Raw genomic sequence first — 21,599 nt, 5'->3', positions numbered from 1 at the left:
TATTAACAGAGCTCTATTTTATCTGCTTTTTTCTTTCTTAGGAATATAGAACGAAGGGGCTTGTCCAAACTCTTTTTTGAATGATCTGCTGAAATAATGGTTGTCATTGTAGCCTACTTTAAAGGCTATTTCTTTCAGAGATAAATCTTCATGTTTGATCAATTCCATGGCTTTTGACAGTCGGTATGAGTTAATGTATTCTATGATCGATTTTCCGGTTAGAGCCAAAATTTTTCTATAGAGTTGAGACCTGCCCACTGCTAATTCTGTACAAAGTATATCGACTGAAAATTGAGAGTTGTCCAGATTATTTTGAATAACTGAATTTACTTTAGACAGATATTTACCGTCGGGGGATTCTACTTCTACATCTTCTGAATCTTTTTTAAATTTTTCTATTAGAAGGTTTCTTGTTTCCAGTAAATTCCTGATTTTGAGTTTAATCTCCTGAATATTAAAAGGCTTCTGAATGTAGTCCTCTGCACCTGTGGCAAGCCCTTCCAATTTATGTTCGATAGATCCTTTGGCAGATAAAAATAATATTGGAATATGTGCTGTTAATTCGTTGTTTTTGAGTTGATTGGCAAGTTGGATGCCGTTGATTTCCGGCATCATTACATCGCTTATGATGATGTCTGGAATAGCAGCCATTGCTTTTTGTAAGCCTGCTTTTCCGTCTTCGGCTTCTATTATTTCATAATTTTCATTGAGTTCTTCTACGAGGTAGTTTCTGATGTCTTCATGGTCTTCGACAATGAGTATCATGGTGCTTTTTGGATCTATCTCAGGGTAAATCAAAGTTTTTTCAACGACCTGATCATCGGGATAGTCGTTAATTCCGATAGGTATGGTAACAGTGAAATGCGATCCTTGTCCGGTGTTGCTTACGAGCTTGATTTCTCCATTATGTAGCTCTACCAATTCACTCGTAAGAGATAAGCCTATTCCACTTCCGTATGATGCCATTGTACTATCATCAAGTTGATAAAAACGCTCGAAGATTTTGGATTGAACTTTTTCCGGAATGCCCGGGCCATCATCAATTATGTTAATAACCATTTTTCCTGATGTCACCAGATTGTCTTTATTTTCTATTTCTTTAAAAGTGACATTAAGGTCAATGTTTCCATTTTCAGGTGTAAACTTGAATGCATTGGATATCAGGTTGGCTACTATTTTTTCAATAATATCAGCATCAAAATAAACGATGTAATTCTCGTTGGGAACATTGACATTGAAGTCAATATTTTTGTCTTTAGACCAATAGGAATACGCAGCAAATATGTTTTGAAAAAGCAATAAATTTTTCTGCTGCATTATTTTCAATTGTTGCTGTTTGTTTTCAAGTTTTCTAAAATCCAGTATCTGGTTTACTAATTCCAACAGCCGCTTACTGTTTTTGTACATCATGTCCAGTACATTGGCTTTCGGAATGACATTGTTTCTAATGTACTTATCCAGCGGCGAGATAATCAAAGTAAGGGGAGTACGAAGCTCGTGAGATATGTTGGTGAAAAAGCGCAGTTTCATTTGTGTGATTTCTTCCGACTGGCGTACATGTGCTTTTTCAATCTCAAATTTGGTTCGGATTCTTTCCTTTCTGATGATTTCCCGAATGATCAAAAAGAAAATGATTCCGAGTAATACAATTCCCAACAGCTTTACCCAGAGTATTTCCCAAAAAGGTGGAGAAATTCTTATGGTCAATGTTGTTACTTTATTGTTCCAAATGCCGTCTTCGTTACTGGCTTTTACCATAAAGGTGTAGTTGCCGGGAGGAATGTTGGTATAGGTAGCTTTTGGAGTGTTGTTTACCTCAATCCATGATTTATCAAAACCATCGAGCTTGTAGGCGTATTTACACCTTTCATTATTGTTGAAATGAATAACCTGAAAACGAAATTCAAATTTTTTGTCGGTGTAATCTAACAGTATAGTTTCCTCTACTTCTATATTTTTGGAGATGTATTCACTATTTCCCGGTCTTACAAGTTCATTGTTCACCCACAATTCCGATATAAATACATTGGGTTCTTTTTTGCTAAGCTTCACGTCGTTTGGTTCAAAAACCATAGAGCCATTAGCAGTAGAAAAGACCAATCTATTGTCGTCAAGTTTTTGACTTGCACGTCCAATTTTGTTTGAAAGAATACCATCTTGTTGATTGAGGATTCTTATGCTGTTGTTTTGGTAATCCAGTTTGATGAGACCATTTGATGTCCCTATCCACAGGTTTTCATTGCTGTCCTGTTCAATGGAATTTATACTCTTGTCTTGTAATACTTCAAAGTTGTATTGGAAGAATGTATTGGTTTCTTTTTGAAACCTGGACAAACCCGTATTGGTACCCAACCATAGATTAAACTGGCGATCTTCAAATATGGTATTTATAAAATTACTGTTTATTGTGGTTGTATCTCCAATTACGTGTCTGAAGTGTTGAAACTCTTCTCTTTCAGGAATGAACTTTTTCAGGCCATCTCCATCAGTACCTATCCATATTTGTCCCAGATGATCCTGAAATATTTTGTTTGTTTTATGGTAATAGCCAATTCCATTAGGATTGTTTGGATCACAATCGAAGCGTGTTATTTTTTTAGAGACAGGGTCAAATCGGTTGGCTCCCAGTATCTTTCCAGTCCATATTTGATTGTTTAGTGTTTCTGTGATAGAAGAAAGACTGGTCTTATTGGAATGAAGGTATTCGTTCAACTTTTTTCCCTGGCTGGTGTATTCATAATATTTTTGTTGATCTGCTACCCATACTTTATTTCTGGTTCGATTAGAAATGTAAATTTCTCCATGAAATCCAGATAATCTGGTATTTAAGCTATGATTTGATTTATCGAAGATGTTAATGCCTCCGTTGGTAATCAACCAATAGTTTGAGTCCGTGTTGGCTATTTCACTTATATTGTCTTTGGTTAAAAACGGTTTGAATATTTTTGATTTTTCTTCAATAAGAAAAAAGGCACCATCCATGCCTAGTATCCAGGTCGAGTTTTCCTGTTTACTTGGGTAAATTTCATCAAGGGTTTTTGGATGGGTTTCATAAAAAGAGCTGATAGGAATATGGTGCTGTATTTCAAAGTTGGAATTTAAGATGAAAATACCACTATTTCCTGTGAACCAGCATCTCCCTTTGTTGTCTTTTTTTATCCTGTTGACCCAATTCGTAAAGAGGTTTAGTTGCTCTAGTTGCTCTTTTTTCCCTAAAAAAGATGCCGGAACCCCGGAAGTGAGGAGCCTGTTGTTGAAATATTCAAGCGAAAAGTAATACTGGTTTTCCGGTTGAAATTTTTGATAGATTCTTTTGAATGTGCTATTTTCAGGATAAAAAATATTAAATCCATTCCAGGTTCCGACATATAAATTTCCATTCGGGGCTTCTTCTATTGCCAATACGTTGTTGTGGCTGATGGTGGTGCTGTCAGTTTCAGAATATTTGTAGGAACTGAAGCTGTCGGTAGTTCTATCCATAAGGTTGAGCCCCCCGCCATCTGTACCTATATAAAATTTGTTGTCAGTGGTTTCAAATATCACTTTGATTTCATTGAAACTGATACTGCTGGAATCTTTATTATCATGGATATACCTCTGAAAGCAATCACAGTTTCTGTCGTACTTTAGCAGGCCACCACCATAAGTACCTACCCATAATGTACCTGACTTATCTTCGTAAAGGCACATTATGTAGTTATCGGTGATGCTGGTAATGTCCTTAGGATCTCTCTTGTAGTTTTTAAAATTACCACCATCGTAGCGCCAAAGTCCACTTTTAGAAGCGATCCATACAAATCCGAATTGATCTTCTAAGATGTCTAAGGTTTGAGTTTCTCTGGGGAGGTTGAATGTGGTAATTTCAAAATTCTCAGTATTTTGAGAGAGGCATTTAATGAGGCCATTGAAATTCAAATACAGAAAAAGTAACAATATATACGACTTGCAGCTGGTCATTGAGAATAGTTAAAAGCACCTTAAGGGTTTTGTTTTACTTCCAAAAAGATACCATAATTAGAGAATATTTTTGGATATATTGAACATTTTGGTGGAATTATTCATTTGTCCTTCTCTTAATTACTTTGTATCCTGCATAAATGTTTTTTTAAAGAATAGAACCAGTTGATGAGAAAGAATAAATTTCTGATGGGCTATTCATTTTTGTGAATTATTTTCGGGTTGGCAAAGAAATGAATACAAATCATTGAAAATAATTACTGATATAAACTTCCCGGTTAGAGGCTGGCTCAACCAACCTTTTACCCTTCTGGACAGAAAGAGAGATAAATTATTTTTGATAACCGCAATAGGTTTATTCGGTTTTTTGTTCATGTATTTATATAATCCTTTTAACATCACCAAATGGTTTGCTGGTGGTGATTGGGAAAACTCCATCATCTTTTTTCAGTTCTCTTTGATTGCTGTGTTCACTTTGTCAATAATGGAATTTGGTGTCAGGCCTTTGTTAGGACTTAATAGTCTCACTCATTTGTCATTTATATTTTTTGTGATTTGCGAGTTGATGTTGTTTAGTAGTATAATGTTTTTTTCCTATGAATTTATCACCTCTTTGCCCACTCAGGGTATTTATGATTTTATAGATATCTTTCGGTATTCGGCTTTGATATTGATAATACCATATTCGGCTACACTTTTTTATTTCAATTATCGTCAGGTAGTTTCTGCAATACCGGATTATGGCAACCATTTGATTCAAATTAAAGATGAAAATGATAAGTTACAATTAGCGGTGGACCAGGATCAGTTAACCACCATCGTAGCGACAGACAACTATGTTACTGTTTATTATCAAAAGGAGGCACGGCAATCCAAAGAATTGATTAGGACAAGCTTGAAAAAACTGGAGAGTGAGCTACGAAATACTACAGTAATTAGATGCAGCCGATCAACCATGATCAACGTGAAAAATATTGCAACATTTAAAACAGTAAACAGGCAACTGGTACTAGAGATGAAAAATATGCCGGAAGTGCGGGTTAATGTTTCCAGAAACTACAAAACCAACGTCTTATCAATACTTACACATCAGACGAATAGCGATCAGTCTTGAAATAGACTGATCCGTTCATACCAAATAGGGGTATTTTATCCCAAAACCTTGTCCATTCGGTTCTTAAGATAGTTTATGTTTCTACTTTTGATCTGTAATTATTTTTTAAACTATAAATATTAAATCAATGAAAAAATGGTCAATTAAAAGCGTATTTGCTCTTGTAGCGTTTGTAATGGTAAGCTCTGTGCTGATGGCTGGAGTATCTCCTGTAGGCACCTGGGATTACAAAGTACTTGAAGCACCTTATGAATATCAAAAAGGAGAGCTTATTGTTGAAAAGGCAGATTCCAAGTATAATGTTAAATTTAATATCAATGGCACTGAAAAAAAAGCACAGAATGTAAAATTCTCAGGTTCTGACCTTACATTTTCTACCTATGTTGAGAATGAATACATTACTTTTAAGATCAAGGTGAGCGAAAAGGAAATGAAAGGCACGCTTACTTATTCCGAAGGAAATATGGCTATTACAGCTTTGAAGAAGAAATAAATACCCATTAATGAAAAAAATCCGATCGGTTTAACCAATCGGATTTTTTTATCGGTGCTTTTAACGTTTTAGTTTACCAGTTCCAATCGTATGAGTCCAGATTTTCAAGAGCAGATTTCAGCAGGTCAATTGAACTGCTAATGTCTTCTTTGTGTGCCATCTCTATTACCTGATGAAGGTGGCGGGTAGGGATGGAGATGGCTCCTGATATGGCTCCCTTTTCTCCTCTTCTTTGTATTCCAGCTGTATCTGTACCCCCTACAGTTAAGATTTCAGTTTGCCACTTTATCTTTTCCTCGTTAGCTCGTTCTTTCAGGTAGTTCACCATTCGGGTATCGCAGATGGTCATTGCATCCATTATTTTTATGGCTGTACCATCTCCCAGCTTGGTGATTTCTTCATGTGGCTGTGCTCCGGGTAAATCGTAAGCGATAGTGGTATCTAATGCTATTCCAAAATCCGGGTCTATTCTATGAGCAGCAACTGATGCTCCTCTGAGCCCTACTTCTTCCTGGGTTGAAAAGACAGCATATAGATCAAATGGTATGTTTTGGAGTTTTTTTATGGTTTCTATCAATATAAAAACGGAAACTCTGTTGTCGATAGACTTACAATTCACACAATTGCCCATTTCGATTAGTCCACGTTCTCTTGTGATCGAATCTCCAATAGAAATCAGTTTTTCTACCTCATCCTTAGCCATTCCCAAATCAATAAAGTAATCACTGGTTTTTGCTACTTTATTTTTCTCATCGGGAGTCATTACATGTATGGGTTTACTTCCCATTACACCAATTACGTCCTCTTTTCCATGGATGATTACCCTTTGTGCGGTAAGGGTTTTGGGGTCAAAACCACCAAGAGTATGAAACCGGACAAAACCATTGCTGTCAATATGAGTAACGATAAAGCCTATTTCATCCATGTGGGCAGCAACCATCACTTTTTTACCGTCAGGGTTTTTATTTCCTTTTTTGATAGCAATGAGGTTGCCCATATTGTCTATGTCATAAGAATCGACATGACTTTTGATCTCTTTTATTATTTGATTTCTTATTGGGGTCTCAAAGCCGGGTGCACCCGGTACTTCGCAGATTTTCTTAAGTAAGTCAATATTTAGTTTCATTTAATTTTTTTTTGATTTTGGTTGTTAATGTTATTTTTTGTTCCGAAGGTCAGTTATAGTTTGATCCTGTAATTGAATAATTTGATTCTTAGCTTCAATAATCTCTTTCAGGTTATTTATCTGTTCCTGAAGGAATTGAACTGCCTGATCTACATCTGCTTTTTCTTTGGTGGTTTTATTGTACATTTCCTCAATTTCGTTTACCCTTGAAAGTAACTGGTCAGGGTCTTCATTAAAATAATTGAGTTTAGAAGATTCAGGGTCTTTCTTTAATCGATGAAATTTAGGTGTGAGATCAAATCTTAGAGCTTGTCCTATTTCTAGTAGAATTTGATTACTCAACTTTTCTTTTTTAAGCATCCTTGTTATCGTATTTTGATTTTTAGATAATTTTTTTGCAAGAACACCCTTTTTTATTCCCAATTCACTAAGTAACTCTTCTATTGCTTGTCCGTCGTGATTCATAATAATGGAGAAAAAATGCTTATATATTGTGAATTAATTATTTAAATGTGAATATATAGAGAATTTTATCTCTATACAAATTTTTCAATAGAATAATGCACCAGTATCTCATTTGTAAACTGTGAAACAATTGTGAAACACAGCGTAGGTATTATTTTTCAAAAAAAGCCCTATTATAAGGAAGTATAGTGTTTTTGACTCTAGGGAATATTGGAAATGTTAATAAAAGTGCGCATGAGAGGATTCGAACCTCCACGGGCGTAAGCCCACCACCCCCTCAAGGTGGCGTGTCTACCAATTTCACCACATGCGCTTGTGATTGGTGCGCAAAAGTAGTTGTAAATTTGGTTTTGACAAAGATTTTTTAAAATTGACTATAAATAGGTTGAGTCGGTTTAGATGAAAAATTTAGGTGGTGGTTTTATTATTTGGAGACTCATGGAGACTCAAAACCTGAGTAATTGAAACCGGAAGTATTTACCTTATGGAACTCTTAGCTAACGAATAATGTTAAATTTCTGGTTTGTTAGAATGAATACTGCTTTGAATGAAAAAATATAATACTATGGAAAAGGCAACATTTGGAAATGGATGTTTTTGGTGCACAGAAGCAATTTTTCAGAACCTCAGAGGAGTAGAAAGAGTGGAGTCTGGTTATACTGGAGGGAAGGTTGAAAAACCTACTTATAAGGAAGTATGCTCTGGACTTACCGGTCATGCCGAGGTGATACAAATTACTTTTGATCCTGAGGTAATATCCTTTGAAGAATTACTCGAAGTGTTTTGGAATACACATGATCCTACTACATTAAACAGACAGGGAAATGACGTAGGTACACAATACCGATCTGCTATATTTTATCATAATGACGAGCAAAAGGAATTGGCAGAAAAATACAAAGAACAACTCGATCAATCGGGTGCCTGGAGCAATCCCATTGTGACAGAAGTGTCTCCTATGGAGGCTTTTTATCCGGCAGAAGATTATCACCAAAACTATTTCAATTTGAATGGCAATCAACCGTATTGCAGTTTTGTGATCCGACCAAAAGTGGAGAAGTTTCTCAAGAAATATAGAGAGAAGGTTAATTAACCTTAACAAGTCAGATGATTGCACCTGCCCAAAAGTTAAATCCACTAAAAAGATATAGATATATGTGGCTTTCTTTATCCTTGTAGATGTTTCTTTTGGGTAGATAGGTAAAATACCTAATTGTTACTAATTAGGTATTTTACTAAGGGTTATAGGATTATTCAATTATAGCTTTACAGAATACTAAAAGCCATAAAAACATGCGTTATTTTATAATTAAAATTATTCCGTATATAATAATATTTTTACCTTTTTTGGTATATTCTCAATCGGATTCCTTGAAAGCAGCAGCGGATTTTTTGCCAGGAGCAACCTACCATGTAGCTAATAACACAACCGAAATCAATTCTGATGGCTTACTCAGTAGTTCTACATTTGTTCAGGCAGCCAATCCAACTTCAAACCTATTGTACACAGCCTATAAAAATTTCACTCAAAAAAAAATGGATGAGGTTGTATCTCAATTAACCCAAAATGGGTTTAAAAAACAGGTATTTAAATCTATTGAACTAGAACCTCAAGGTTCGGTTGATTCACTAATCTTTAATAATACTGATTCTGTTAAAATCATTTTTACAATGGTTGATCTCGGCTACTTAAAAAGTGTAAAAGCATTCGTACGTTTAAAAGTGGATTCTCCGGAGCAAGTGTTACAGGAATTTGAGCAGCTACTGGTCAATGACGGGCTGGCTTTGAAAAATGATTCTCACATTCCAAACATATTTACCGAGTTTCAATCTATTGGTGAATATTGGATAGTTGATAGTAGGTGGAAGAACAAGACCTACACAAAATTTGAATCATTATATCATTTTATTATGACGAGCTATGATGGTTATTTTGTCCTTAGGTTTAGTGAAATAGTACCACTAGAATTAGCTCCATTGGATAAGATTCATGTTGATAATTTGGAAATGGATGGTAAGATTGTCTCCGAAATATATAAATAATGTTATTCCGATTTTGGAGGAATATTGTTCAGAATTGCATTTCAAAAGATTTCTCCTTCGTCGAGATCGTATATGTCAGGTAATGGAGCAGTTTACCGTTATTGCATCTTATCGATTTGAGCTGTTCTGCCGCCCTAAGCCAAATTAGTGCACAAGCGAGATGCTTGCGCTAGGGAAGTGGACTTACAACAAGAAAACTACCACCAATCAGCCGCTGGATTTCTTAGACAAACCTGACAGGTTTGAATTATAGGTGCTTTCATCAAGTCACTAATCATTTGAATATAAAATAAGAGTGCTAGTAGAAACCTGATTTCTACCATGATGATAATGATTCAATTTTGGTTCGTTTGATTAAAAAAAACTATTTTGCGTGCATGAAGAATTTAACTATACTCTTGACAATATTGGTTGCATTTATTTTTGCCTGCGAACCAAAGAAAAACAATGAACTTGGTTCGGATATCAGTACAAATCCAGGACAAATTAAGCAAGGAAAGGAATTGTTTAATACACTTTGCAGTTCCTGTCATGATTTTAAGCAGAAAGGAATAGGCCCTAACCTTAGTGGTGTTACCAGAGAGATAGAAGCAGAGTGGATCAAAGAGTTTATAAAAAATCCCGCAAAGAAGATTGATGAAAAAGACCCACGGGCAAAGGCGTTATTTGAGCAGTTTAGAGTATATATGCAGGGCTTTCCTAACCTGAAAGAAGAAGAATTGAACGACCTGCTTTCTTATATACATACATTTGAAAAATCACAGGAAGTAGCTGTTGATTCCATCCCATTTCTCGAAAATCCTATACCAGATACCATACAATCATCCGGTATTGTGATTGAACTGGAATTTGTTACTCAGATTCCCGCTTCTCAAAATGAGCCCCCTGCTGCTAGGATTAATAAAATAGATTGTGAAAAGGGGTCAGGTCGTCTTTTTGTTCATGACTTAAGGGGATTCCTTTACGAATTGAAAGATGGTAAGCCAAATTTATTTATGTCAATTAAAGACTTTAAAAAAGACTTTATTCATAAACCTGGGCTGGGTACTGGATTGGGAAGTTTTGCTTTTCACCCGGAATTTATGTCCAATGGGTTGCTTTATATCACACACACAGAACCTGCCGGAACTCAACCAGCTGACTTTAATTATGCAGATTCTATTCCGGTAACGCTTCAGTGGGTAGTTACCGAATGGAAACTGAAACAGCCAACTTCAGAGACGTTTGAAGCTACCAACAGAGAACTCATGAGAATTGATTTTGTGACAGGTATTCATGGAATGCAGGAAATTACCTTTAACCCCCATTCATCAAAAGGCAATCCTGACTATGGAATGCTTTACCTGGGTGTCGGAGACGGGGGCAGTGCAGAAAAAGGTTTTCAACATTTATCTTACCATAGTGGTACACAAATATGGAGTAACATATTGCGAATTGATCCCGGAGGTAGCAATAGTGATAATGGTAATTATGGTATTCCTGAAGATAATCCTTTTGCCAGTTCATCGGATAAAGTCAAAGAGATATGGGCTTATGGTTTTAGAAATCCAAACAGGATTACATGGGATGCATCGGGTAGGCTTTTGGCTACAGACATAGGTATGCACAATATTGAGGAACTGAATGTTATTGAGCCTGGTAAATTCTATGGTTGGCCTGTCAGAGAAGGTACTTTTTTATTAAATCCTTATGGAGATATCAATAAGGTATATCCATTACCAGATGATGATGCGGATTATTCTGTGACTTATCCACTGATTCAATACGACCATGATGAAGGTGCTGCCATCAGTGGAGGTTTCACCACCAACGAGAGTCCTTTGAATGGAAAGTACATATTTGGCGACATACCAACAGGCAAGTTTTTTGTTAGTGATTTGAGTGTTACAAATCCCGAGATACAGAAATTGGATGTGTCATTCAAAAATCAAGTGACCGATTGGCATACATTGTCTGGAAGTCGGCGTGTTGACCTGAGATTTGGAAAGGGGTGTAACGGTGAGGTGTATATCTATACCAAAGCTGACGGTAAGATCTATAAGATCAAAAAGATGTAATTTACCGCAAACAGTTTTTTTATCTGCTAATCTTCCATCCACTATGGTAGTTGGCTTTGATCATATCAGATGCTTCTTTGTCTCCAACAAAGCTTTGTGATTGATTGTCCCAATTTATTTTACGCCCTGTACGGTAAGCAACATTGCCCATGAGTGCATTGATGGCGGCTATGCTTCCCGATTCAATCGGAGTATTCAATAAAGAACTGTCATTGGCTTTGATCGCATCAATGAAGTTTTTGGTATGAAATCCTAAATAGTCTTCGTCCTTTGGTTTGGGAACAAAGCCAATGCTTTTAAGTTTTTCTTTTGACCCATCTACACGTTTCTCGACTATTACTTCATAGCCGTCCCTGTTCACTATCAAGGTGGCATAGTTGCCAATAAATGCAATGCCTTCTCGTCTATTGTATGGACCATTGTCAATACCAATGGCGTGCTCCCACAACATGTTGAACCCATCGTATTCAAATACGGACTGCAATGTGTCAGGTGTTTCTGCGGCATCATTGGGGTAGGCAATCTTACCGCCAGAAGCCATTACTGATTTCGGAGCATCAACACCCATTACCCAAAGAGCAATATCCACCTGATGTACACCCCAGTCGGTCATCAACCCTCCTGCATAATCCCAAAACCAACGGAAGTCTTGATGAAATCGGTTTTTATTGAAGGGGCGTTTAGGTGCAGGTCCGAGCCAAAAGTCATAGTCAACTCCATCAGGTACAGGTGTATCTGGCAGTACCGGGATGGATTTCATCTGAGCCTGATAAGCCCAATTTTTTACCAATCGGATGTCTCCTAATATTCCAGACTCTACTATTTCCTTTACTTTTTTATAATGAGATCCACTTCTTTGCCATTGTCCTGTTTGTACGACCATTCCTGTTTCATGGGCAGCTTTTACCATGATGTTGCATTCTTCTATGGTGTTGGAGACTGGTTTTTCTACATATACATGTTTTCCGGCTCGGACGGCATCTACCATCATTTTGCAATGCCAATGATCTGGAGTGCCTATGATCACAGCATCGATGTTTTTATCATCAAGCAATTTTCTGTAGTCTGAATATTGCTTTGGCTTGTTGTCTCTGATTTGCTTGTAGTCACCAACTCTTCTCTCAATTACATTTTGATCTACATCACAAATGCCCAGTAAGTTTACCTCAGGAAGTTGAAGGGTGGAGGTGGTATTGTACCAACCCATACTGTTGCAGCCTATCACTCCTATATTTATCTTTTCACTGGGAGCTATCCCAAATGCTCTGGCGGGGATAGAAAAAACAGAAGGTAAAGCTGCTGTAGCTAAAGCACTGGTTGTAATAAATTTTCTTCTTTTCATGGAAATGATGTGATAGTTACTGAAATTGAGAATCTTTTTTTATTAAATGACCAGACATTAATGATAGCTAAATTCGCTGACTTTAGCATAATGTTTTTAGGATGAATCATGGTAAACGCATTTAAAAACAAAACCTCCTTACCGTACCAGTTACGGTATCCCATGAAATTACAGTTAATCCTAACAGACCCCAGAACACCCGCCTGGTGAGTCAGGAGTCTGGGGGCAGTAAGAATTTTTAAATGCGTTTGTCCTGCAATATGGATGGGTTTTACGAAAAATGTTAGGTTTTTGTATTAGTAGTCCTAATAATTAATTTTAAGAATGGAAAATTTAACCATAAAGAAGAAGGAATCTGAAAAAGTAAAAGGCAAGAATATTTCAGAAGAGGAAGAAACAAAGAACAGTTCTCCTGTGTGTTATGCCGACGATGATGAGGTACAGCCGGATTATAAAACAGCTGTAGAAAAGGATGGTTTGCCAAAAGGAAAATAAAGAGAAACGTATTAGTATTAATCCTTCTTAGTGATTCAATTGAGGTTCATAGCGATAGTGAAATGAAAAGTACTTCCAATATTTTCCTTAGAATCTAACCAGATAGTACCACCATGCAAATGCACAATTTTTTCACAATGAGCCAGGCCAATTCCTGTGCCTTCATATTCGCTTCTGTTGTGTAGTTGCTGGAAAATGGCAAAGACCCTCTGGCTATGTTCAGGGGCAATGCCTATTCCATTGTCAGCAATTGAAAACTGCCAATAATCCCCATTTTGTGTTACTGATATGTCGATTTTGGGAGAGGTGTCTTTTTTTCTAAACTTAATGGCATTGCTTATCAAATTCTGAAATAGAAGACGAAACTCAACAGAGTACACCTTTAACTCAGGTAGATTTTTTGCACTAATAGTTGTGTTGGTGTCCGCTATAACAGTGGAGAGGTCTTCCTTTAATGTTTCAATAATTTGATTGCAGTTAATTAATTGCAGTTGTTGTTGTCTTCCAATACGGGAATAATCTAGAAGTCCACGGATTAACCCATTCATTCTGAAAGAAGATTGTTGAATAAATTCCAGACATTGTTTGCCATTTTCATCCAATTGATCATAATATCTTTTTTGTAAAACATCTGCCATTCCGGATACGGTACGCAGTGGCTCTTGTAAGTCATGAGAAGCGATGTAGGCAAACTGTTCTATTTCCTTATTTTTCAGTTTCAGGTTCTCATATTGGGTGGATAACAATGCCAGTTTGGTTATGTCTTGTCTAATTGCGAGGTACTGGTATATCTCTCCTTTTTCATTTTTGAAGGGGACAATCGCAGTATGTACCCAATAGAAGCTACTATCTTTTGCTCTGTTCTTAATTCCTCCAATCCATACATCTCCAGCTTTAATTGTTTGCCAGAGTTCTTTGAAAAACTCCTTAGAGTGAAATCCTGAATTAATGATCTTATGAGTTTGCCCAAGCAATTCTTCCCGGTTGTATTTTGATATTTCACAAAATTTATCGTTCACATAGGTAATGACACCATTTGCATCTGTAGTAGCTACAAGTGAACTGGAATCTAGTGCTTGTTTGAAAGAGGCCAATTCCTGATTTGTATTTTGTAGTGATTTTTGAAACCTTTCTTTTTCCTGATCTGCTTTTTCTTTTTCCTGATCCGATTTGTTTAAGTAAAAAGCGATGACAATAATGTAGCTGATGGATATAAATATGATTGAAACGGTATAGATAGTAAATCCAAAATTGATTTCAACATGCTGATTGTTGATCAAGTGTAAAAATACTACCCCAAAGATCATCAGTATTACAAAGTTGAAAGGGATCAATACTCGAATTAGCCTGCTCCCGGCTTGGTTACCTAATATCAGATTTTTGAAACTTTTAGAGGCGTTTTTTAATGACAACACAACTGCAAGCCAAAAGAATAAGAATGAAGTATGGAAGGCCATTGAATTGATAAAACTTGACTTATCTTTTCCAGGTATTTGTAAGATATATGCCAGAATAGCAACTAAGGAAATCAATATGATAGTAAGAAAAACGAATTGAGTAGCCCTTTTTACTACCTCATATTTCGATTGTATTCCCCAGAGCACTATCCCTATAAGCAGAAAGCAAAAGGCACTGGCAGGTGACATTCGACCAGGGAAAACGGTTGAATAGGGATCATCAACAAAAAGGGTGTCTATGTTATAATTGAAGTTTGAAAAATATTGAAGGAGTGTTAAGGCACTAATAAAAAGAATTGCCAGTACAGAAACAGCATTTAGTACCTTACAAAATTTGGATTCGTTTAAAGTGGAGAGTACCCCCATGCCTGCCAAAAAAAACAACAAAGCAGTATTGAACTTCATTGTAGCACCTCCAGATGTAATACTTAGTACCTCTCTGATTTGTAAAAGCCATCCTATCATTACGCTGACACTAACCAACAATGTGAAAACAGCAATAATTATGGATGAATTTATTTTTTGGAAATTATGAATAATCATATTTGACAATAACAATACCTAATGAGTAGATAATATTGATTTTTTAATGGTGCAATATACTTTTTGAACTGTGGTTTTCTTACAACCTAAGCTAAATTCAACTTAGTAATAATTTTTCAATTATCATTAATAAATACGAATTGGTTCTCTATTTATTCCAATGTTGGATATGGATGTTGCGTTTAATATAAGATCCAGCTTAGTGTATTTATCAGAAACAAAAAAAACATTACTGTATATTTGGGTTTATTTAGTTGTTCCAAAAATAACCTTATTTACCGAATGAATCCTGTCTTTCAATAGTCTGATCACCTTAGTAAATACATTTTACCAAAACCATTTTTAAACGCTTTGTCGGCTGAAGTTTGACGATGGGTGATATCCTGACCATTTTGTTTGATATAAACTTTGTAGAGATATACGCCATTGGCTAGTTGATCGCCATATTCGTCTCGACCATCCCAGGCATAGTCAGTAATGTTATTGCCAATTCTAATTGATCCCAATTCTTCTCTCAGTATTTCTCTGACAACTCGACCTGTTACCGTCATTATTTGTATTTTGATGTCGTCTGGGATATCATTTCCGGTTAGTGTGAAAACGAATCGGGTGCTTGACGAAAATGGATTAGGGTAGGGGTAGAAGTTTGTAATGGTTGACTCATTGATGACTTCAAAATTGATTTCGTAAGGTTCTGTTCCAGATTCATTTCCGGATTCATCACTGACTTGTACTTGTAAAGTGTACATTCCATTTGCCAGGTTTTTTGGTGTATAATCTATTTTGAAATCGGTGTTTTCGGTTGCGCTTTGCCAGGTTACCTGAGCACTACTGAATGCAACTCTTTCAAACCCACAACCATCACATGGTTTTTTTAGAAAAAAGTTAATTCCGGTAGTATCTTGTTTGAATAGATACTGGTTTTCATCCTTCATAGAAATCAATATATTCGGGTTGGGAGATACAATGTCTCCATCCAGTATAAATATCCCATCGAAGGATACCTCAAGTATAGGGTTGGCTTGATCTGCTTCTATTTCAACAAAACTGGAAAGACGCATGTCGTTGTTGTTCAGGTGAACTTCGGACTGATTTGATTTATTTGCATTGAGGTTGAGGTCATTGGTACCTGTTTTTCCGAGTGTTTGTATCTCAATGGAAAAATTCACCGAATCGTTGGGAGCCAATGGTTTTAACAACAAAGAATCGGGAAAAGTAGTTGATGTTTCTCGATTGAAAACAGTGTAGTGGACTTTTATAGAATCAGAAAAATTCTTTTTTGAGAGATTCCAAAAGGTGAAATTAGTTGTCATAGGTTCACCCTCTTGTTTTATGATAGGAGAGCCTATTCCTTCGGTACTCCTTTTGAGTAAGATTCCTTCCGGTGACTGTTCGTATTCTACCAGCCATTTTTTCAATTGGAGAGGAGAGAGGTCTGTTCGGTCTTCTATATTCAGTTGTATTCTTATGTTAGGATAGATATTGACATCAATAGATGATAAATCTGTTGTGAGGCTTTGAATGTTTTCAATCAATGGTGTTTCGTTATTTTGCTTGTCAATGCCTATAATACTAAAATTATAATTGTCCCCTGAACCTGTATTGGTTAAATCAAGATCATGGATAAACTGGCTGTATGATAAGGCTGGCCCAATTTTTTCAGAAGTAAGCTTCCCGGTGAAAAAGCTTCCTGAAATAGTAGTTGCCAACTGTATTTCTTGCTGATCTTTAGGTGCATTTGGTGTAATTACTTCTGTAGCCGTGCCTTGTGGTTCACCTTTTACACCAAAGAAAATCATTGGCTCACCGTTCTCAAGGTTGTCCAGAGTGGCCTGGCTAATACCTAGTTCAGTCAGTTTGGTTTTTAAACTACCAGACCATGTGGAGTAGTTTAGATTTCCTAACGAAAACACAAGTACATTGTCTTTGTTTTTGATATTTTCGATTACCAGTTCTGGGTTGACACTACCGCCAAATTCACTTTCGGTGAAGTTGTATATGTTCTGAGGTACTTTACCACATACCTGATTATTGAGTACATCAGCAGTACTGTAATTGACTGGCTTATAGGGGTTAGTTGACTGAAAGTCAAATGCAATGATATTTAATGTATTTGTTCTACATCCCGGATCTGAGGGAGAATTGGTTTCGAAGAAATTGATCCCATCAAGCAGGAGTTGCGTATCTTCATTGTTGGATGTAGGGTGGTTTGGCCCAAAGATGTTGATCTCCAGACTGGTATTGTTTTCAAGAAAATCCCAAATTCCGGTGTTTACATCAAATGTAAGTCCCGTTTTGGCAGATTGATTTAATTGATCAGTATCGGATTGATTCCAGCCTTCACCGCTGCTTTTTAGTACAAAAGAACTTAATACCCATTCATCCGCCTCTGAAGGCAGTGGATTGGCAAATTTTGTTCTCCAATAAACTACAGTTTCATTTGGGATAGCTCCATTACTTTCTAAGTCGATGGGCACTTTGGCTACAACATTTTCTGTTACCGGCTGTTGGATTAGGAATGAGCTGTTGAATTTAGCTATGGTATCAATTTCCAGCAAAAAATCACGATTTCCTGATAAGAGATCAGTGGACTGGAAGATGAAATCTACAATAGTACTATTGATGATGGAATAATTTTGAGGCAGGATATTGAAAGTGCTACCGGATGCCATAAAGAGACCAAAACTGGCGGTATTGTTGGTTTCGTCCATTTCATCGATAAGGTCACTTTCATCAAGTATTATTTGAAAGGTATTGTTGCCTTCCACTCCTTCGATTTGATTGTCAATTTTGAATCGAATAGTATCCTGACGCAATATGGGATCGTATAATTCCGGGCCATATACGGTTTGAGATCCGTTAGGCAGAGTTCTTTTTATGGAGACCAAAAGTGGATTTGAGTCATATTTTCCATAATTTTTTATATCAATATCAACATAAAATGAATCTACCTCTGAGAGAAGAGGAGAACCGTCGTAAGTTGCTGTTTTGATATTATCGTTGACTATGTCAAAATCCGGTTTGTCCGCAGCAAAGACTTTAACTGCGGGATCTCCTTGCAATATAAATTGTTGGATTTGGGAGGCACTAAATGCGCTTGTTCCGAAATTTGCGGCATATCGTTTTGATACTTCTTTTTTTATTTCTCCTTGTGTTTTGCCGAAAAACTCTTCTTCGGCAAAAGCAACAGTGTAAAATAGATTTGTGTAGTTTCTGAGGTTATTAGAAAAGGCCAGACTGCTGTGTGCCATAAACCCCAAAGCTCCTAAGTCTGGTGTAAGAATCCAGTCCACACCAAATGATTCATTGGTGCCAAAAAAATCTCCTGCATTACAGCCGTTTATAATAAAAATGGGGTATTTACCCTTGTTACTGTACCCAAATTTGGGATCGGAAACTATACCAATTTCAATGTCCGTAACACTTGCTCCAGAATGTCCAAAGAATGTTATCAGTCCAACTCCTTCATTAATTTCTTTGGTAATATTCAAAAATTCAACAGCATCATTGGTTTTTTTACTCGTTTGAGAAACCAGCCCACCCAGTAGTGGGCCTTCTGCTGTATTTTTAAATTCATTGCCATAAGAACGAAAACGTGCCAATTCAGATTCATTTTGCCCTCCCGTTAAATGGATGATGTTTTTGTGCCACAATTCATTGTACACCAAATTTTCGCTTTCTATTACTTTGTTTAAATAGGCTTCTACCTCGTCAGGAGATTTTGCGTTGATCCTGCCTGTGGCAATGGCTTCATCCAGTGTTGTTCCATCTAGTCCGGCAGTAAAGGCTATGTCAGAGCCGGGATGACCGAATGTAGGGACGAAATTAGTGGCGTCTGAAGTTTCAGGGTCTTTTCTGTAAAAATCAAAGCTGTTGTTTGTTGCTCGACCTATTAGGAATAAATGTTTTGGTTGTCCACCATTGAGCATGAAGTCACAAAACTTCCTGATGGCAAGAGGAGAAGGTAATCCATAATTAAACTGATTGTATATCTGATCTATATTGATCAATAATACATCGTATTCTCCACCATCCGTACTTTCCCGATAGTCTTTGTAGGCTTTTACCGGATCGGGGTTTCCGGTTGTTGTGTTTTTTCTCAGTAGCTCGTTGGAAATTATCAGGTAATCATAGTTTGTCGGACTAATCTGTTGAAAAGTTACCTGCTCAATTTTCGGAGGGCTTAATTTTTGAGCTTGTAAATAAAGGCTTTTGCTTTGTGCTGTATTTGGTATTACTGCTGTTAGCTCGTTGAAAGTAGTATTTATACCAATTCGGATAGGGCTATTGGAGTTAGTTATGTCCCACAAGGAACTATTGGCTGGAGGATTAGAGACTCTAAGAAAAGATTTTCCTCCTGCATTTTCTTTGAGAATGAGTTTTCGATTGTCTTGATTGGCAAGATCAAAATTGTGAGGATATATGAGTCGGATAAATGAAAATGCCATTCGGTCTGCGGCTCCATTCACCCCATTTATTGTTGCTCTAACAGCCAATTCTCCTGATCCTGATACATCACTCCATTCAACATCACTGGTAAATAAATAGTTTTCATCTTTATCAAAGCTTACACTGCCCAAACTTCGAAGGGAAGTTGTGGATGTACCTACAAATATTTCAGCGTTGTGCGCATTGTTGTTTCCACCTGCAAGCAACACCTGAAGCTGAGGTTTGTTTCCTGTTTGGGAAGTATTTGTTATATTTTGAATGGTATGATTTAAAGATTGCCCACGTGAAGCATAAGTGCCTGTCCATCCTTCATACTTGTCGTATTGGCTCAGTACAATTTCATTGGTAGATCCATAACTTTCACCTTCATGATAACTTGACACGAATAGATCAAGTATTTCCTGATCAAAGCTCACTTCTGCAGGCAGGCTACCCACGTTGTTCTCGAAAAAGGAAGTCATTCTTTTTCCATTTTCTGCTGATAATTTATAAGTCAAAAAATAGGCGGATGAGTCGGAAAATAAATTGTAGTAGGAGTGAGGTTGGGCTTCTGGACTTACATACAATTCCGTGTCAGAAGTACCGTCATTTTTTTTGCAATAAAATTCAATGAAGTCGGAAGTATCAAATTTCAAATCTTGCTGCCCTTCTATGTAAATGGCTTGTTCAATTCCTTTATAAAAAATCTGAATTCTTCTTGGGTCAATTGTATTGACGGGAAATCCAATATTATTGAGTTGATCAAAAGTTATACGGTAAATCCCGTCTTCTGCAATACTTACTTTATAATATTGTTGGTTATAGTTGATCCATTCATTGCCGAAATTTTGTCGTGCATAGGGTCTTCCACAAAATAAGATACAGATTGTGATCAATAGCAGGATGGACTTATTTTTTATCATTGAATCCTGCTTTTAAAGATATAACATGAGAATATGGTGATTCCGCCTGATCGCCTATGTCTGTAAGGGCATAATCTATTTCAACGTTTTTGAGAGCTACTCCCAAACCAAAATTTGGTTGAAAAGTCTTGTATGTTGAGCCGTCAAAATTTTTGACATCCTGAAATTGTCCGGCTCCCAGACGAAGGAAAAACTTACTTTCATATCCAATTTCAACTCCTCCGTGAGGATCGATAGATACTGGGTTTGAACTAATCAACGTGTTTCTTTGCCCGTCAAAAGTAAAGTCCACATCTAAGGTTGTCATTATGGAAAATGATTGTTTGTAATACCATTTTTTATACCAACCTAAGATGGCTCTGGGTAAGGTGATTTCTATAGAATTATCAGGGATCACATTTCCTGTCTGTGCATATACATCCACCAGTAGTTCTGAATTGTGTGACCATGCATTAAATGTTCCTGTTAGATCTTTCACCATCAATCCTAGCCCCCAGGAATCGAATCTTTTTTGAATACCAGCATCCAGGCCATAGCCCCAGGCATTGGCGAAATTTCCTGCATTTCTGTGAATTATTTTGACATTGCCACCTATGTCTATACCTTTCAAAACGTTTAGTTTTCTGGCATAACTGAATAAAAAGGCATAATCTGCTGCGGAGAAAAAGTTGATATTGTCATAGTTGAGTGCACCATTTGCATCGTATAAAAACCTGGTATCAGGGATGTCATCTACTGCAAACCGGATAACGGAAATCCCCAGAGTACTTACAGAATCTATTTTGGTGGCAAAACCAAGGTAGTCGTAGTTGGCAATCCCGGCAAAGTACTGGGCATGCATGAGACTGCCTTCATAGTCGTATTTCAGGTTCACCAAACCGGAAGGATTCCAGTATCCGGAAGTCACATCGTCAGCTACCGCTGTAAATGAATTGGATAATGACATGGCTCTTGCATTTACTCCTATAGCCAGAAATTCATTGCTATACTTTGGAGTGTTCGATTGTGCCAATAGACCAGTGGTGCTTAAGAAGAGTACAATAGCTACCAGAACTTTATCCAAAATATAACTTTTAATGATGCAAACAAAGTTATCAATATTGGGTATTGTTTTCAAAAGAATACCTTCTAACTAGTTATTTCTTTTTTTGAATTG

General features: G+C 36.8%; 13 protein-coding genes and 1 tRNA gene. 6 read left to right on the top strand and 8 right to left on the bottom strand.

Features of this window, described 5'->3' with window-relative positions; genetic code table 11:
• Positions 1-18 precede the first annotated feature (18 nt).
• On the bottom strand, positions 19-3,957 hold the full coding sequence (locus AAOP42_RS11565; RefSeq protein ID WP_349528672.1) for a hybrid sensor histidine kinase/response regulator transcription factor: 3,939 nt from the start codon (positions 3,955-3,957) through the stop codon (positions 19-21).
• A 247-nt stretch (positions 3,958-4,204) separates the two neighbouring features.
• Here AAOP42_RS11565 and AAOP42_RS11560 point away from each other — a divergent pair, with 247 nt between their 5' ends.
• Entirely contained in the window at positions 4,205-5,071 is an 867-nt protein-coding gene (locus AAOP42_RS11560; RefSeq protein WP_349528671.1) for a LytTR family transcriptional regulator DNA-binding domain-containing protein, read from the top strand.
• A gap of 127 nt (positions 5,072-5,198) precedes the next feature.
• Positions 5,199-5,564, top strand: a complete 366-nt coding sequence (locus AAOP42_RS11555; protein WP_349528670.1) for a hypothetical protein — start codon at positions 5,199-5,201, stop codon at positions 5,562-5,564.
• A gap of 73 nt (positions 5,565-5,637) precedes the next feature.
• On the opposite strand, the gene AAOP42_RS11550 is transcribed toward AAOP42_RS11555, so the two are convergent.
• From AAOP42_RS11550 to AAOP42_RS11540, 3 genes are all read right to left on the bottom strand, one after another.
• The gene (locus AAOP42_RS11550; protein WP_349528669.1) at positions 5,638-6,690 is read right to left on the bottom strand and encodes a M42 family metallopeptidase; all 1,053 of its coding nucleotides are present in this window, start codon (positions 6,688-6,690) and stop codon (positions 5,638-5,640) included.
• A 30-nt stretch (positions 6,691-6,720) separates the two neighbouring features.
• Positions 6,721-7,155 carry a hypothetical protein gene (locus AAOP42_RS11545; RefSeq protein ID WP_349528668.1) on the bottom strand — a complete coding sequence of 145 codons (435 nt, stop codon included), beginning with the start codon at positions 7,153-7,155 and terminating at the stop codon, positions 6,721-6,723.
• A gap of 229 nt (positions 7,156-7,384) precedes the next feature.
• Positions 7,385-7,468 (bottom strand) — tRNA-Leu (locus AAOP42_RS11540).
• Positions 7,469-7,702: 234 nt separating this feature from the next.
• Between AAOP42_RS11540 and msrA the strand changes: the two genes are divergently transcribed.
• The 3 genes from msrA to AAOP42_RS11525 all read left to right on the top strand — a co-directional run bounded on the left by msrA (position 7,703) and on the right by AAOP42_RS11525 (position 11,255).
• Positions 7,703-8,248, top strand: a complete 546-nt coding sequence (msrA, locus tag AAOP42_RS11535) for a peptide-methionine (S)-S-oxide reductase MsrA (RefSeq protein ID WP_349528667.1) — start codon at positions 7,703-7,705, stop codon at positions 8,246-8,248.
• Between the two features lie 200 nt (positions 8,249-8,448).
• Positions 8,449-9,198 (top strand): hypothetical protein, encoded by a 750-nt coding sequence (locus tag AAOP42_RS11530; RefSeq protein WP_349528666.1) that lies wholly within the window; start codon positions 8,449-8,451, stop codon positions 9,196-9,198.
• A 377-nt stretch (positions 9,199-9,575) separates the two neighbouring features.
• Entirely contained in the window at positions 9,576-11,255 is a 1,680-nt protein-coding gene (locus AAOP42_RS11525) for a PQQ-dependent sugar dehydrogenase (protein WP_349528665.1), read from the top strand.
• Positions 11,256-11,274: 19 nt separating this feature from the next.
• Here the strand turns inward: AAOP42_RS11525 and AAOP42_RS11520 are convergent, their stop codons facing one another.
• Positions 11,275-12,597 carry a Gfo/Idh/MocA family protein gene (locus AAOP42_RS11520; protein WP_349528664.1) on the bottom strand — a complete coding sequence of 441 codons (1,323 nt, stop codon included), beginning with the start codon at positions 12,595-12,597 and terminating at the stop codon, positions 11,275-11,277.
• A 324-nt stretch (positions 12,598-12,921) separates the two neighbouring features.
• Here AAOP42_RS11520 and AAOP42_RS11515 point away from each other — a divergent pair, with 324 nt between their 5' ends.
• Positions 12,922-13,092 carry a hypothetical protein gene (locus AAOP42_RS11515; protein ID WP_349528663.1) on the top strand — a complete coding sequence of 57 codons (171 nt, stop codon included), beginning with the start codon at positions 12,922-12,924 and terminating at the stop codon, positions 13,090-13,092.
• Positions 13,093-13,127: 35 nt separating this feature from the next.
• Here AAOP42_RS11515 and AAOP42_RS11510 read toward each other — a convergent pair whose 3' ends face one another.
• The 3 genes from AAOP42_RS11510 to AAOP42_RS11500 all read right to left on the bottom strand — a co-directional run bounded on the left by AAOP42_RS11510 (position 13,128) and on the right by AAOP42_RS11500 (position 21,509).
• Entirely contained in the window at positions 13,128-15,092 is a 1,965-nt protein-coding gene (locus AAOP42_RS11510; RefSeq protein ID WP_349528662.1) for a sensor histidine kinase, read from the bottom strand.
• Between the two features lie 308 nt (positions 15,093-15,400).
• Positions 15,401-20,443: a putative type IX secretion system sortase PorU2 gene (porU2, locus tag AAOP42_RS11505; RefSeq protein WP_349528661.1), complete on the bottom strand. Its 5,043-nt coding sequence runs from the start codon at positions 20,441-20,443 to the stop codon at positions 15,401-15,403.
• Entirely contained in the window at positions 20,430-21,509 is a 1,080-nt protein-coding gene (locus AAOP42_RS11500; RefSeq protein ID WP_502947659.1) for a putative type IX sorting system protein PorV2, read from the bottom strand. Before AAOP42_RS11500 ends, porU2 begins: the two co-directional genes overlap by 14 nt.
• Between the last annotated feature and the right edge of the window lie 90 nt (positions 21,510-21,599).

The organism is Reichenbachiella sp. MALMAid0571 (genome assembly GCF_040151475.1).
Taxonomy (GTDB): domain Bacteria; phylum Bacteroidota; class Bacteroidia; order Cytophagales; family Cyclobacteriaceae; genus CAXBNB01.
The sequence above is the reverse complement of the archived record's forward strand: the minus strand, read 5'-3'. Positions and strand labels throughout refer to the sequence as shown.

Excerpts from the sequence above, each read along its gene's own strand:
- AAOP42_RS11525 (WP_349528665.1), top strand. The coding sequence starts at position 9,576 with ATGAAGAATTTAACTATACTCTTGACAATATTGGTTGCATTTATTTTT.
- AAOP42_RS11555 (WP_349528670.1), top strand. The coding sequence starts at position 5,199 with ATGAAAAAATGGTCAATTAAAAGCGTATTTGCTCTTGTAGCGTTTGTA.
- AAOP42_RS11520 (WP_349528664.1), bottom strand. The coding sequence starts at position 12,597 with ATGAAAAGAAGAAAATTTATTACAACCAGTGCTTTAGCTACAGCAGCT.
- AAOP42_RS11565 (WP_349528672.1), bottom strand. The coding sequence starts at position 3,957 with ATGACCAGCTGCAAGTCGTATATATTGTTACTTTTTCTGTATTTGAAT.
- AAOP42_RS11510 (WP_349528662.1), bottom strand. The coding sequence starts at position 15,092 with ATGATTATTCATAATTTCCAAAAAATAAATTCATCCATAATTATTGCT.
- porU2 (WP_349528661.1), bottom strand. The coding sequence starts at position 20,443 with ATGATAAAAAATAAGTCCATCCTGCTATTGATCACAATCTGTATCTTA.
- AAOP42_RS11530 (WP_349528666.1), top strand. The coding sequence starts at position 8,449 with ATGCGTTATTTTATAATTAAAATTATTCCGTATATAATAATATTTTTA.
- AAOP42_RS11545 (WP_349528668.1), bottom strand. The coding sequence starts at position 7,155 with ATGAATCACGACGGACAAGCAATAGAAGAGTTACTTAGTGAATTGGGA.
- AAOP42_RS11550 (WP_349528669.1), bottom strand. The coding sequence starts at position 6,690 with ATGAAACTAAATATTGACTTACTTAAGAAAATCTGCGAAGTACCGGGT.
- AAOP42_RS11515 (WP_349528663.1), top strand. The coding sequence starts at position 12,922 with ATGGAAAATTTAACCATAAAGAAGAAGGAATCTGAAAAAGTAAAAGGC.
- msrA (WP_349528667.1), top strand. The coding sequence starts at position 7,703 with ATGAAAAAATATAATACTATGGAAAAGGCAACATTTGGAAATGGATGT.